This is a genomic window from Variovorax sp. YR752 (assembly GCF_943372545.1).
In genome coordinates, this window is the sequence record NZ_CALRZC010000234.1 from 1 (window position 1) to 12,727 (window position 12,727).

At 69.1% G+C, this 12,727-nt stretch carries 12 protein-coding genes; all 12 read right to left on the bottom strand.

Annotated elements, in window-relative coordinates; genetic code table 11:
- Positions 1-264 precede the first annotated feature (264 nt).
- The gene (locus tag AAG801_RS34315; RefSeq protein WP_341892434.1) at positions 265-1,263 is read right to left on the bottom strand and encodes an NAD(P)-dependent oxidoreductase; all 999 of its coding nucleotides are present in this window, start codon (positions 1,261-1,263) and stop codon (positions 265-267) included.
- Positions 1,264-1,435: 172 nt separating this feature from the next.
- Entirely contained in the window at positions 1,436-2,500 is a 1,065-nt protein-coding gene (locus AAG801_RS34320; RefSeq protein ID WP_341892435.1) for an ABC transporter permease, read from the bottom strand.
- Positions 2,497-3,237 carry an ATP-binding cassette domain-containing protein gene (locus AAG801_RS34325; protein WP_341892436.1) on the bottom strand — a complete coding sequence of 247 codons (741 nt, stop codon included), beginning with the start codon at positions 3,235-3,237 and terminating at the stop codon, positions 2,497-2,499. The genes AAG801_RS34320 and AAG801_RS34325 overlap by 4 nt, the downstream gene beginning before the upstream one ends.
- 62 nt (positions 3,238-3,299) lie before the next feature.
- A complete protein-coding gene (locus tag AAG801_RS34330) occupies positions 3,300-4,292 on the bottom strand; it encodes a substrate-binding domain-containing protein (RefSeq protein WP_341892437.1) in 993 nt (330 codons plus the stop codon).
- A 60-nt stretch (positions 4,293-4,352) separates the two neighbouring features.
- Positions 4,353-5,465 carry a sn-glycerol-3-phosphate ABC transporter ATP-binding protein UgpC gene (gene ugpC / locus AAG801_RS34335; RefSeq protein ID WP_341892438.1) on the bottom strand — a complete coding sequence of 371 codons (1,113 nt, stop codon included), beginning with the start codon at positions 5,463-5,465 and terminating at the stop codon, positions 4,353-4,355.
- A gap of 5 nt (positions 5,466-5,470) precedes the next feature.
- A complete protein-coding gene (locus AAG801_RS34340) occupies positions 5,471-6,298 on the bottom strand; it encodes a carbohydrate ABC transporter permease (RefSeq protein ID WP_341892445.1) in 828 nt (275 codons plus the stop codon).
- A gap of 76 nt (positions 6,299-6,374) precedes the next feature.
- Positions 6,375-7,259, bottom strand: a complete 885-nt coding sequence (locus AAG801_RS34345) for a sugar ABC transporter permease (RefSeq protein ID WP_341892439.1) — start codon at positions 7,257-7,259, stop codon at positions 6,375-6,377.
- Positions 7,256-8,524 (bottom strand): ABC transporter substrate-binding protein, encoded by a 1,269-nt coding sequence (locus AAG801_RS34350; RefSeq protein WP_341892440.1) that lies wholly within the window; start codon positions 8,522-8,524, stop codon positions 7,256-7,258. The genes AAG801_RS34345 and AAG801_RS34350 overlap by 4 nt, the downstream gene beginning before the upstream one ends.
- 465 nt (positions 8,525-8,989) lie before the next feature.
- The gene (locus AAG801_RS34355; RefSeq protein ID WP_341892441.1) at positions 8,990-10,048 is read right to left on the bottom strand and encodes an ATP-binding protein; all 1,059 of its coding nucleotides are present in this window, start codon (positions 10,046-10,048) and stop codon (positions 8,990-8,992) included.
- 7 nt (positions 10,049-10,055) lie between these two features.
- A complete protein-coding gene (locus AAG801_RS34360) occupies positions 10,056-10,808 on the bottom strand; it encodes a response regulator (protein ID WP_341892442.1) in 753 nt (250 codons plus the stop codon).
- Between the two features lie 57 nt (positions 10,809-10,865).
- Complete coding sequence (locus tag AAG801_RS34365; protein WP_341892443.1) at positions 10,866-11,915, bottom strand: Gfo/Idh/MocA family oxidoreductase; 1,050 nt, start codon at positions 11,913-11,915, stop codon at positions 10,866-10,868.
- Between the two features lie 135 nt (positions 11,916-12,050).
- Positions 12,051-12,727 (bottom strand): FadR/GntR family transcriptional regulator (locus AAG801_RS34370; RefSeq protein WP_341892444.1); only part of this gene is annotated, 677 nt, incomplete at its 5' end.

Consider the following 12,727-nt stretch of genomic DNA (forward strand, 5'->3'; position numbering starts at 1 on the left):
GGGGCCGGCGGCATGTCGGCGTACGACATCATGGTTTCGATGGTCGCGCCGAGGGCCTTGGCGTAGAACGCGTACGCCTCTCGCGTCGTCCCGGGAAAACTCAGATATGGCGTAACGGTGGTGGTCATCGCATCTCCTTCGAACGGGGCGCAGCGGTCGTCGAGTCCGACCATGCTGCAGGTACTCCCACGACGAACGGGCAGCAGCCGTTTCGACAAGCCCCTATCGATGGCGCGCGATGTTGCCTGCGGAGGCGGCCAGGCCCTAGCCGGGGTACCAGACTCGACGAGGATCGTCATCGGGCCGACCGTAGGCCCAGGCTGATTCGACCAGACCTGCCATGTCGTACTGCGGCCGCCACCCGAGCAGGAACTTCGCCTTGCTGTTGTCCAGCCACGTCGAGTGGTAGCTGTCACGCAGCGGCACCAGCGGGCAAGCGCGCGTGCGCGCCAGGTACGCGCCCAGACGGACATAGTCGATCGGCTCGTCCATGCCGACATGCATGACCTGATGCCGGGCCCGCGGATGGTCGATCGCGGCGAGGATCGCGCCGACCAGGTCGTCGACGTGCACGACGTTGCGCAACAGGCCTTCGCCCTGCGCGTCGAGCAGCACGGGGACGGCCCCGCGCGCTGCGTGGGCCGCCGCGGCCTCCGCGCCGACCAGGTCGCACCAGCGCGGCGCACCGAAGACGTCCTCACCGAAGCTCAGGTGGAAGCGCAGGTCGTCCTTCTCCAGGATCCACGGTGCGCGCAGGCAGCAGCCGTTCAGCCCGTACTGGATGAAGTACTGCTGCAGCATGACCTCCTCGAGCACCTTCGAGAGCGCATAGCAGCCCGGGTAGGCGCTGTGCGGCTGGCTCTCGACCACCGGCACCGGGTGCGGGTAGTGGAAGTGGCCGATCGCCGCATCACCGCCGATCAGGATGAACTGGCGGAAGCTCGCGCTCGTGCGGCAGCCTTCGAGCAGCCAGAACAGGCCCTTGACGGCGACGTCCATCACGTCCTCCGGCGTCTCCTTGCTGGTGGCCAGGTGCAACACGTGCGTGACGCCGTGCAACGCGTGCTGCACCACCGCCCGGTCCTGGATGGCGCCGTGCACCGACTCGACACGCGGATGCGCCGGCAGCGCACGCTGGTGGCACAGCGCGCGCACGCGCCAGTGCGCCAGCGAGGGCTCGGCCAGCAGCCGCGCGACGAAGGCGCGGCCGACCTTGCCGGTCGCACCGGTGACGAGGATGAGTCTGGGGTCGGAAGCAGTCATGACGGGATCTCCAGCAGCGCTGAAACAAAAGCGGGCCCACGCAACGGTGGGCCCGAAAGATGCCGCTCAGACCCGGAGGGCTGCGTCTGCGGACGGTCGATGCGTGCTCGTGCTGGCATCTGTCGCCGCCGGCGGTGGGCATCATGGAGACATGGGGTTCACGCTCAAAGCGTCACTCGTTGGCGCTGCGCGAGCGCAGCCGGTCGAACAGCACGGCGATGACGATGAAGGTGCCGACGAAGGTGCCTTGCCAGAAGGTGCTGATGCCCAGCAGCGTCAGGCTGTTGCGGATGACTTCGATCAGCGCCGCGCCGACGACGGCGCCGAAGGCCGAGCCGATGCCGCCGGAGAGGTTGGCGCCGCCGATCACCGCCGCGGCGATGACGGTGAGCTCCATGCCCTGCCCGAGCCCCGTCGTGATGGTGCCGAGCCAGCCGACCTCGAGCACGCCGGTCAGCCCGGCGCACAGCGCGCAGAACATGTACACGCCGACCTTCACCCGCTTCACCGGCACGCCGGTCAGCGTGGCGGCGCGCTCGTTGCCGCCGATGGCAAACAGGTAGCGGCCCCAGCGCGACCAGCGAAAGGCCAGGCTGGTGCACACCATCAGCACGAGCATGAAGAGCAGCGGGTTGGGAATGCGGATCGGGTCGACGAAGGGCAGCGCCAGTTCGAGGAAGCCGCCGCCGAGCGCCAGCAGCGCCGGCTGGTCAGGCCCGAAGGAATAGACCATGCGGTTGTCGGACAGCACCATCGCCAGGCTGCGCGCGATCGACAGCATGCCCAGCGTCACCACGAAGGGCGGTACGCCCACGTAGGCGATCATCACGCCGTTGAAGGCGCCCACCGCCAGCGCCGCCGCCAGCCCCAGCGGCACGGCCAGCCAGATCGACATGCCCGAGTTCATCGCCATGCCGGTGACCATGCCGGACAGCACCAGCACCGCACCGACCGAGAGGTCGATGCCGCCGGTGACGATCACCGCCGTCATGCCGATGGCGATGATCGCCACGAAGGCGAAGTTGCGCGCCACGTTGAACAGGTTCTGCTGCGTGGCGAACACGTCGCTGGCCAGCGACAGTCCGGCGAAGGCGAGCAGCGCGGCCAGCGTCACCCAGAAGGTCTGCTGGCCGGCCAGCCAGGCCAGCCGGCTGGCGTGCGAGCGCTCGGCGATGGCGCTGGCCAGCGTGGTGTCGGCGATGCCGGCCTGGGTGCCGGTGGCGTTTGGTGTGTTCATGCGAGGGCAATCGCACCGGTGATCAGGCCGGTGACTTCTTCAGGGGAACTCTGCGCGATCGCCTTGTCGGCGACCTTCTCGCCGCGGCGCAGCACCACGACGCGGTCGGCCACCGAGAACACGTCGGGCATGCGGTGGCTGATCAGCACCACCGCGATGCCGTGCTCGCGCAGCCGGCGGATCAGCGCCAGCACCTCGGCGACCTGGCGCACGCTGATGGCCGCCGTCGGCTCGTCCATCAGCACGATCTTCGGGTCGGACAGCCGCGTGCGGGCGATCGCCACCGCCTGGCGCTGGCCGCCGGACATGCGGCGCACCAGGTCGCGCGGCCGCGTCTCGGACTTCAGTTCGGCGAACAGTTCGCCGGCCCGTTCGAACATCGTGCGGTAGTCGAGCCAGCGCAGCGGCCCGAAGCCGCGCGTCGGCTCGCGACCGAGGAAGACGTTCTCCGCCGCGCTGAGGTTGTCGCACAGCGCGAGGTCCTGGTAGACGATCTCGACGCCCTGCGTGCGCGCGTCGGATGGTTTGTGGAAGTGCACCGGCCGGCCCTGCAGGCTCATCGTGCCGGCGCTGGGCGGGAAGTTGCCGGCGATGATCTTCACCAGCGTCGACTTGCCGGCGCCGTTGTCGCCCATCAGCCCAACCACCTCGCCGGCGTGCAGCGACAGCGACACCTCGTTCAGCGCGTGGATCGCGCCGAAGTGCTTCGACACCTTGTTCAGCTCCAGGATGGCCATGCGCTTCGTGGATTCGTTCGGGAAGGCCGCCGGGGTGCCCGCGGGCACCCCGGACTGCGGCGTCACTTCGCGGGGCACTTGCCCAGGTTGGCTGCCGTGCACTCGTCCAGGCCGGTGTACAGCGGGTCGGCCACCTTCTTGCCGTTGATCAGGTCGATCAGCACCGCCGGCGCGCGCAGGCCCATCTCGAACGGGCGCTGGCCGATCTGCCCATGGCTGCGCCCGGCCTTCAGCGCGTCGAGCTGCGGCGGCAGCGTGTCGCCGGCGATGATCACCAGTTCCTTGGACTTCAGGCGCGGCATCACCTGGTCGGTCACCTGTGCATAGGCCTGCGGGCCGAACTGCGCCCAGCCGCCGATCAGGATGAAGGCATCGAGCTTCGGGTTCTTGGTGAACACGTCGGCCATCTGCTGGTTGGCCAGGTCGATCTGGTCGTTGGTGAACACCGGGCAGCCGGCGATCTCCGTCCAGCCGCCTTCGCCCTTGAGCCGGTCGATGCCCTTCTTGCCGCTGATCGTGTCGCGGAAGCCGGCGGCACGCGCGTTGATGTTGTCGGCCGCCACGTTGCCCAGTTGCAGGCAGACGCTGCCGCCCTTGGGCTTGTGCTGCTTCAGGTGCCCGGCCATCAGCACGCCCATGTCGTAGTTGTTGGTGCCGAGATAGGTCTTGCGCAGCGCGCGGTCGGCCGCGGCGAGGTCGGCATCGATCGTCATGATCGGCATCTTCGGCTTCTTGGCCTTGAGCATGTTGGCCATCGCCGGCGCGTTGGACGGCGAGATCGCGATGCCGGCCACGCCCTTGTTGATCAGGTCCTCGACGATCTGCACCTCGCCCGCCTCGTCGGCACTCGAGGCCGGGCCGGTGTAGAGGCAGGTGTACTCGGAGGTCGGGTTCTGCTTGTTCCACAGCGCGCAGCCGTCGCCCAGCACGGTGAAGAAGGGGTTGTCCAACCCCTTGACCACCACCGCCAGCGTCTTCTTCTGCGCCCAGCCCGGCGTGGCTGCCGCCAGTGCCAGCAACGCAACGCCCGCCATCTTCATCATCCTCGTCTTCATGTCAGTCTCCTCTTCTCACGTGGTTTGGCATGCGGCGAAGTCCTCATGCCTTGGGAAATCTCAGATGCGCTGGCCGCTGCGCGGGTCGAACAGGCTGGTGCGCGCCGCGTCGACCGCCAGCCGCAGCTGCTCGCCCGGTCGCACCGCGGTGTGCGCGTCGATGCGGGCCACCATGTCGACGCTGCCGAGCGCGAAGAAGACCATCGTGTCGGTGCCGGTCGGCTCGACCACGTCGACGCGGCAGTCCAGCACCGCGAGGCCTGCGGCGGATGCCTCGCCGGGGCTCAGCGCGGCCAGGTGCTCCGGCCGCACGCCGAACACCACGTCGCGGCCCAGCCAGTCGGCATAACGCTGCGGCGCCTGCGGCAGCGGCACGTACAGCGCCGGCTCGCCCTGCCGCGGCAGGTGCACGCCGAGCCCGCCGTCCTGCTGCACCAGCGTGGCCGGCACGAAGTTCATCGGCGGCGAACCCATGAAGTCGGCCACGAACATGTTGGCCGGCGACTCGAACACGGTGCGCGGGTCGGCGCATTGCTGCAGCACGCCGTCGCGCATCACGGCGATGCGCGTGGCCAGCGTCATCGCCTCGATCTGGTCGTGCGTCACGTAGACGGCCGAGGTGCCCAGGCGCTGGTGCAGGCGCTTGATCTCGGTGCGCATCTCCAGGCGCAGCTTGGCGTCGAGGTTGGACAGCGGCTCGTCGAAAAGGAAAATCGACGGGTCGCGCACCATCGCCCGGCCCATCGCGACACGCTGCCGCTGTCCGCCGGAGAGCTGGCCCGGCTTGCGCTCGAGCAGCGGCTCGATCTGCAGGATCGTGGCCACCTTGCGCAGCGCTTCCTCGCGTGCCTCGCGCGGCACGCCGCGGGCGCGCATGCCGAAGGTGATGTTGCGCTCGACCGTCATGTTCGGATAGAGCGCGTAGGACTGGAACACCATGGCGATGTCGCGGTCCTTCGGGTGCACCTCGTTGACACGGCGCGCGTCGATGCGGATCTCGCCGCTGCTGGTGTGCTCCAGCCCGGCGATCAGGTTCAGCAGCGTGCTCTTGCCGCAGCCCGACGGACCGACCAGCACCAGGAACTCGCCGTCGCCGACGCGCAGCGACACGTTGCGCACCGCTTCCGCGCGGCCGTAGCTCTTGGACACCTCGATGAGTTCGAGCGAGGCCATGCGGCTCAGCCTTTCACGGCGCCCGCGGTCAGCCCGCGCACGAAGTACTTGCCCGCCAGCAGGAACACCAGCAGGGTGGGCAGCCCGGTGATGATGGCTGCGGCCATCTCCACGTCGTAGCGCTTGGTGGCCTGCGAGGTCTTGACCAGGTTGCCCAGCGCGACGGTGGCCGTCTGGCCGGCGCCGTTGGTCAGCGTCACGGCGAACAGGAAGTCGTTCCAGATCTGCGTGAACTGCCAGATCAGCGTGACCACGATGGTCGGCAGCGACAGCGGCAGCATGATGTGCCAGAAGATGGCGAAGAAGCCCGCGCCGTCGATCGTTGCCGCGCGCACCAGCTCGCGCGGCACGGTGACGTAGAAGTTGCGGAAGAACAGCGTCGTGAAGCCCAGGCCGTAGACGATGTAGGTCAGCGCCAGGCCGGTGCCGGTGCTGGCCAGGCCGAGCGCGCCGAGCAGCTGCGCCAGCGGCAGGATGATCGCCTGGAAGGGGATGAAGCAGCTGAACAGCAGCAGGCCGAACAGCAGGTTCGAGCCCGGGAAGCGCCACGCCGCCAGCGCGTAGCCGTTGATCGCGCCGATCAGTGTGGAGATCAGCACCGCCGGCACCACCACCACCAGCGAGTTGACGAAGTACGGCCGCATGCCGCCGCAGCTGACGCTGATGCAGACCTCGCTCCAGGCATGGCGCCAGGTATCGAGCTGCGCGGCGTGCGGCAGCGCGAAGATCGAGGCCTCGCGCAGTTCCTCGGCCGACTTCAGTGAGGTGGCGATCATCACGTACAGCGGCGCGAGGTAGTACAGCGCGAACAGCGTCAGCACCGCGTAGAGCATCACGCGGCCGATGCGCAGCCGCCGCTGCCCGGCGACGGCCGGCGCCCAGCGGCCCTCGCGCAGTTCGAGTGCGGCCTCAGCCATGGGCGCTCCTGGCCGGGCGCAGCTCGGAATAGAGGTAGGGCACGATGATCGCCATCACCGTGCACAGCATCATCATCGCGGTGGCCGAGCCGACCGCGATGTTGTTGCGCTGGAAGCTCATCGAGTACATGAAGATCGCCGGCAGGTCGGTGGCGTAGCCGGGGCCGCCGTTGGTCATCGCGACGACGAGGTCGAAGCTCTTCACGGCCAGGTGGGTCAGCACGATCACAGCGGAGAAGAAGGCCGGGCGGATCGACGGCAACACGATGCCCCAGTAGATCTGCAGCGTGCTGGCGCCGTCCATGAAGGCGGCCTTGACCACGTCCTGGTCCATGCCGCGCAGCGCGGCGAGGAAGATTGCCAGCACGAGCCCCGAGCTCTGCCACACGCCGGCGATGACGATGGTGTAGATGGCCAGGTCCGGGTCGACGATCCAGCCGAAGCGGAAGCTCTCCCAGCCGAGCTGGTGCATGCCGCGCTCCAGCCCGATGCCGGGGTTGAGCAGCCACTTCCATACCGTGCCGGTGACGATGAAGCTCAGCGCCATCGGGTACAGGTAGATCGTGCGCAGCAGGCCTTCGGCACGGATGCGCTGGTCGAGCAGGATGGCCAGCATCAGCCCGGTGGCCAGGCCGAGCCCGACGAACAGGCTGCCGAAGATCAGCAGGTTGACGATGGAGACGTTCCAGCGCTCCATCTCCCACAGCCGCGTGTAGGCGTCGAAGCCGATCAGTTCGTACACCGGCATCATTCGCGAGCCGGTGAAGGACATGTAGGCCGTCCAGGCGATGAAGCCGTAGACGAACACCAGCGTGGCCGCGGCCGTCGGCGCCAGGATCAGCGCCGACAGGTGCCGGGCTAGGGCCTGTCGGATCACTCGCGCGCCTGCTTGATGGACTTGGCGAGCAGCTGCACCGCCTCGTCCGACGAGATCGAGGAGTTGAAGTGCTTGGTCGCCACGTCGGTCATCGCGCCGCGCACCGCGCTGGCCACCGCCATGTCGTGGATCGCCGAGGGGTTGAAGCCGCCGCCCTTGATCGACTTGTCCATCTGGTCGCGCGCGGCCAGCGCGCAGGAGTCGAACTTGTCGAGCTTCATGTCGTTGCGCACCGGGATCGAGCCCTTGGCCAGGTTGAAGTTCTCCTGGAAGCGCGGCTCCATCATCAGCTTGCCGAACAGCTTCTGGCCGGCCAGCACGTCGGGGTTCTTGGCCTTGAACATCGCGAAGCTGTCGACGATGAACAGGAAGCTGGCGTTGCCGTAGCCGGGCGGGTTGGCGCAGACGTAGTCCTTGCCCGGCTGCTTGCCGGCGGCGCTCATGTCGCCCTTGACCCAGTCGCCCATCAGCTGGAAGCCGGCCTGGCCGGTGATGATCATGTTGGTCGCGACGTTCCAGTCGCGGCCGGAGAAGTTGGCGTCGACGTAGCCGCGCAGCTTGCGCATGCGGTCGAACACCTGCTTCATCGTCGGGCCGGTCAGCGCGGCGTTGTCGAGTTCGACCAGCGCCTTGCGGTGGAACGCCGGCCCGCCGACGCTGGCCACGACGATCTCGAACAGCGAGGCGTCCTGCCAGGCCTGGCCGCCATGGGCCAGCGGCGTGATGCCGGCGGCCTTGAGCTTGTCGGCCGCGGCGTCGAACTCCTCCCACGTCGCCGGCATCTTGATGCCGACCTTGGTCAGCACCGCCGGGTTGGCGTACATCCAGTCGAGGCGGTGGATGTTCACCGGCGCGGCCACCCACTGGCCCTTGTACTTCATGGTGTCGGAGACCAGCTTCGGCAGCGCCTGTTCCCAGCGGCCGGCGGCGGCGACGTCGTCGATCGGCTGCAGCACGCCGAGCGCGCCCCACTCCTGGATCAGCGGCCCCTTGAGCTGCACCGACGAGGGCGCGTCGCCACCCATTACTCGCGTGCGCAGCTTGGCCAGCGCGTCCTCGCTGTTGCCGCCACCCACCGGCGTGTCGATCCACTTGCCGCCCTGGGCCTCGAGGTCGTCCTTGAGCGACTTCATGCCCTTGGCCTGCCCGCCCGAGGTCATGAAGTGAAGCACTTCCACGGTGGGCGGCCCGGCCACGGCGGGAATGGCGCTCAGCGCCCCGGTGGCCAGCGCCAGGCAGGCGATGCTGCGTCGGATAGTGAACACGGCGTGTCTCCTGTTCGTTGTGTCGCGGCGCGATGCTGGCAGCGGCTGCGGAAACCGTGCGGGCGCGGACGTAACGCTGATCGAGTGCCAGTGCGTGGTGCTACGCAGCGATACAAATGTCGCGGCGCAGCATGGTGTTCGCGTACCGGTGGGTGCGGCAAAGGCGCGTGCGGAACGAGCAGAACCAGTGGTGGACTTCGCGGCAGGCGCTGCCCGCTGGGGGCGATTTGGGCGGCGACGAGAAGCGCAGCGTCAGGGGGCAGCGCGCGTTAGCGCGCTTCGTGAACTGACTGGCCGCCGCTTGTCTGAATGGAGTGAGCGCAGCGAACGAAGTGAGTTGGGCGGCCCGCCCCCTGGCGTGAGCATCGCAGTGCAGTCGGCCTGCAAGGCCGACCGCCGCCGCATGAGCCCACAGCGGGCAGCGCCTGCCGCGATGCTCAGAGGAGGCATGAACGCAAGCGCACATCAACCCTCGCGCGGCAGCTCCAGCGTGGCGAGCAAACCACCTTCGGCGCGATTGCACAGCTCGACGCGGCCGCGATGGGCGTCGGCCACGGTCTTGACGATCGCCAGCCCGAGGCCCATGCCGCCGGTGCTGCGCTGGCGCGACGACTCGATGCGGTAGAACGGCAGCAGCACCTTGTCGAGCTCCTCGGCAGGGATGCCGGGGCCGCGGTCGAGCACGCCGATGCGCACGTGCTGTGCGTCGGCGTCGAGCTGCACGTCGGCGCGGAAGCCGTATTTCAGCGCGTTGTCGATCAGGTTGTTGACGGCCCGGCGCAGCGCGTTCGGCCGGCACTGCAGGCGCACCCGGCGCTCGCTGTCGAAGCTCAGCTGCTGGCCGGCGGCGGCGAACAGCGTGGGCACGCTGCGAAAGCGCAGCGGCGGCGGCTCGAGGAAGCCGACCGGTTGCCCGACGTCGGCATAGTCGTCGCACACCGCCTGCAGCAGCGCGCTGAGGTCGACCAGCTTGCGCGGCTCCTCGCGCACGTCGTCGCCGAGGAAGGTCATCGCCTCGGTCAGCAGCGCATCCATCTCGTCGAGGTCGCGCAGCATCAGGCGCTGCAGCTCGGTGTCGTGGCGCACGAACTCGACGCGCAGCCGCAGGCGCGTGGCGGGCGTGCGCAGGTCATGGGAGACGGCGGCCAGCATGCGCTTCTGGTCGCCCAGCAGGTCGGCGATGCGCTCGCGCTGTCGGTTGAAAGCCCGGGCCATCACGCGAGCCTCCAGCGGGCCGCGCTCCGGCAGCGGCGCGCCCTGCGCTTCGACGCCATGCTGCTCGATCACCGCGGCCAGTTCGCGGATCGGCTCGACCAGGCGCGCCACGGCCCAGTCGGCCAGCACGAGGACGGCTGCCACGCCGAGCACGAGCGACAGGCCGGCACCGAGGCTGCGCTGCAGCGGCCCGGCCAGCCAGTCGATCAACAGCAGCAGCAGCGCGAGTGCGGCCGCGATGCACCACAACAGCCGCGCCCGCAGGCTGCGGGGCACCCCGTGCGCGACGGCCTCGGGCCAGCGCGGCATGTTGGTCTCAGTGGGCCAGCGCGTCGGCCAGTGCGTCCGCCGGGCGACGGGCCACCTCGGCGCAGAACTGGTAGCCCTCGCCGCGGATGGTCTTGATCAGGGTCGGCTCCTTGCGGGTGTCTTCCAGTTTGCGGCGCAGGCGCGAGACCAGGATGTCGATGCTGCGATCGAAGGGCGAGCAGTCCTGGCCACGCACCGTGTCGGCCAGGCGGTCGCGGCTGAGCGCGCAGCGCGGGTGGCTGAGGAAGGCGAGCAGCAGCGAGAACTCGCGCGCCGACAGCGTGACCAGCGCGCCGTCGGGCGACTGCAGTTCGCGCGCCCCGGCGTCCAGCTGCCAGCCCACGAAGCTGTAGACGAAGCGTGTCTCCTGCGGCGGCTCGATCGGGCGCGCCCGCGAGCGGCGCAGGATGGTGCGGATACGGGCCACCAGCTCGCGCGGGTTGAAGGGCTTGACCATGTAGTCGTCGGCGCCCAGTTCGAGCCCGACGATGCGATCCGACTCCTCACGCAGCGCGGTCAGCAGGATGATCGGCATCTCGCTGCGGGTGCGCAGTTCGCGGCACAGCGCGAAGCCGTCCTGGCCGGGCATCAGCACGTCGAGCACGACCAGGTCGACATGCCATTCGTTGAGCGCGGTGGCCATCTCGCGCCCGCTGCCGGCGACGGTGACCAGGAAGCCATAGTCCTGCAGCAGGGTCTTGGTGAGGCGGCGGATCTCGACGTCGTCGTCGACGATCAGGATGCGAGGGATTCGGTCCATGCCTGCCTCCGCACGGTGTCGGTCGAGGTGTCGGTCGAGGTGAGGGGCGACCCGCGGCTAGCCCACGGTTTCCCAGCGTTCGCTGCGCTCGGAGCGCCACAGTGCGTCGATCACGCGCAGCTGCGCGATCGCGTCGTCCAGGCCCCAGCCGGGCCCGGCCTCGCCGCGCACCAGGCGCGAGAAGGCTTCGGCCTCGAGCTGGTACTGGTCGGCCGCGGGCAGCGTCTCGATGTGGATGCTGCTGCCGTCGAGCGCGCCACCCTCGTCGATCGCGACGGACATCGCGCCCCCGCGCGGCGCATTGAACGGGATGCGCAGCTCGAGGCGGCCGGTGGTGCCGACCACCTGCACACGCTGGAAGGGGCAACTCTGCGTCGAGACGGTGAAGCCGAGCTGCCTGCCGTCGCCGAAATCGAGCAGGGCGCTGGTCGTGCGGTCGGTGCCGAGCGCCGGGTCACGGTCGACCAAGGCGACCACGCGCCGCGGCTCGGCCTCGAACAGGTAGCGCCCGCTGAGGATGGCGTAGCAGCCGACGTCGTACTGCGCGCCGCCGCCGATGGACGGCTGGTTGCGGATGTTCGCCGGGTCGTCATTGAAGTAGGAGAAGAACACCTGCACCGCACGCGGCGTGCCGATGCGCCCGCTGCGCAGCAGCTCGCGCATACGCTGCCACTGCGGGTGGTGGCGCACCATGAACGCCTCTTCGATGTGCACCTGCCGCGCCGCCTCGCGCAGCGAGGCCGCCTCTTCCACGCTGAGGGCGATCGGCTTCTCGCACAGCACATGCTTGCCCGCGGCGGCGGCCTGCAGCGTCAGCGGTACATGCAGGTGGTTGGGCAGCGGGTTGTAGACCGCCTCGATCTCCGGGTCGGCGAGCAGTTCCTCGTACGAGCCGTAGGCTCGCGGGATGCCCAGGTCGCGCGCGGCCGCCCGCGCCGCGGGCAGCGAGCGCGAGGCGATGGCTCTCAACTCGATCAGGGGACTGGCCCGCATGGCGGGCAGCACCTGGTCGATGCCGATGCGGGCGGTACTCAGCACGCCCCACACCACCTTCTTCATCACCGACTCCTTCGCGTGACCGTGCCAGCGCGTGAGCTCCCGGCCCATGCATTCCACTCAATGAGGTACGCACCTCAGGAATATGCTAGCACGGTCGCTGCGCTTTTCGCAAAGCGTGAGGGGCGCCACCCATCGGGCGGCGGTCTTGTCGTTGGGCGTCGAATCGGGCCGCCGGGCACCGGCTCAGCCGCCGACCCAGCGCTGCTCGGAGGCCTTCAGGTGGGAGCGCATCGCGGCCTCGGCAGCGAGCGGGTCGCGCGCCTCGAGCGCGTGCAGGATCGCCTCGTGCTCCTTGAGCGCGGCGTTCCAGGTGCGCATGTTCTCGTAGCGGGAGCGCAGCTTGGTCGAGATCGGGCTGTGGCGATCGTCGAACAGTTCCACCACCATGCGCTGCATCACCGAGTTGCCGCACATGTCGGCGATCGTCAGGTGGAACTGGCGATCGTGTTCCAGCGGCGAACGGCGCCGCGCGATCTCCTGGCGCATGCCGTCGACGCAGGCGCGCAGCTGCGCCAGCGACTCGGGCGTGACGTGCGCGCAGGCCATCACCACCACCGAGCCCTCGAGCGCGCCGCGGGCCTGCATCAGTTCGGTCGGGCTCTCGCCGAGCGCCGCCGTCGTGCGCGCGGTGCGCTCGGGCGGGGTGTTGACGTAGACGCCGGAGCCACTGCGGATCTCGACCGAACCCTCGACGTCCAGCGCGATCAGCGCCTCGCGAAGCGAAGGCCGTGACACGCCCAGCTGCTGCGCGAGGTCACGTTCGGGGGGCAGTCGATCGCCTGCACCGAAGCCGCCACGATGGATCAGCTCGCGGATCTGGTCGGCGATCTGCTGGTAGAGGCGGCGCGATTCGACCTGCT

Bases quoted from the DNA above. Each gene is read 5' to 3' on its own strand.
- AAG801_RS34315 (WP_341892434.1), bottom strand. From the start codon at position 1,263: ATGACTGCTTCCGACCCCAGACTCATCCTCGTCACCGGTGCGACCGGC.
- AAG801_RS34320 (WP_341892435.1), bottom strand. From the start codon at position 2,500: ATGAACACACCAAACGCCACCGGCACCCAGGCCGGCATCGCCGACACC.
- AAG801_RS34325 (WP_341892436.1), bottom strand. From the start codon at position 3,237: ATGGCCATCCTGGAGCTGAACAAGGTGTCGAAGCACTTCGGCGCGATC.
- AAG801_RS34330 (WP_341892437.1), bottom strand. From the start codon at position 4,292: ATGAAGACGAGGATGATGAAGATGGCGGGCGTTGCGTTGCTGGCACTG.
- ugpC (WP_341892438.1), bottom strand. From the start codon at position 5,465: ATGGCCTCGCTCGAACTCATCGAGGTGTCCAAGAGCTACGGCCGCGCG.
- AAG801_RS34340 (WP_341892445.1), bottom strand. From the start codon at position 6,298: ATGCTCTACGCGGTGCTGACGCTGTTCGCGCTGTACTACCTCGCGCCG.
- AAG801_RS34355 (WP_341892441.1), bottom strand. From the start codon at position 10,048: ATGCCGCGCTGGCCCGAGGCCGTCGCGCACGGGGTGCCCCGCAGCCTG.
- AAG801_RS34360 (WP_341892442.1), bottom strand. From the start codon at position 10,808: ATGGACCGAATCCCTCGCATCCTGATCGTCGACGACGACGTCGAGATC.
- AAG801_RS34365 (WP_341892443.1), bottom strand. From the start codon at position 11,915: ATGGGCCGGGAGCTCACGCGCTGGCACGGTCACGCGAAGGAGTCGGTG.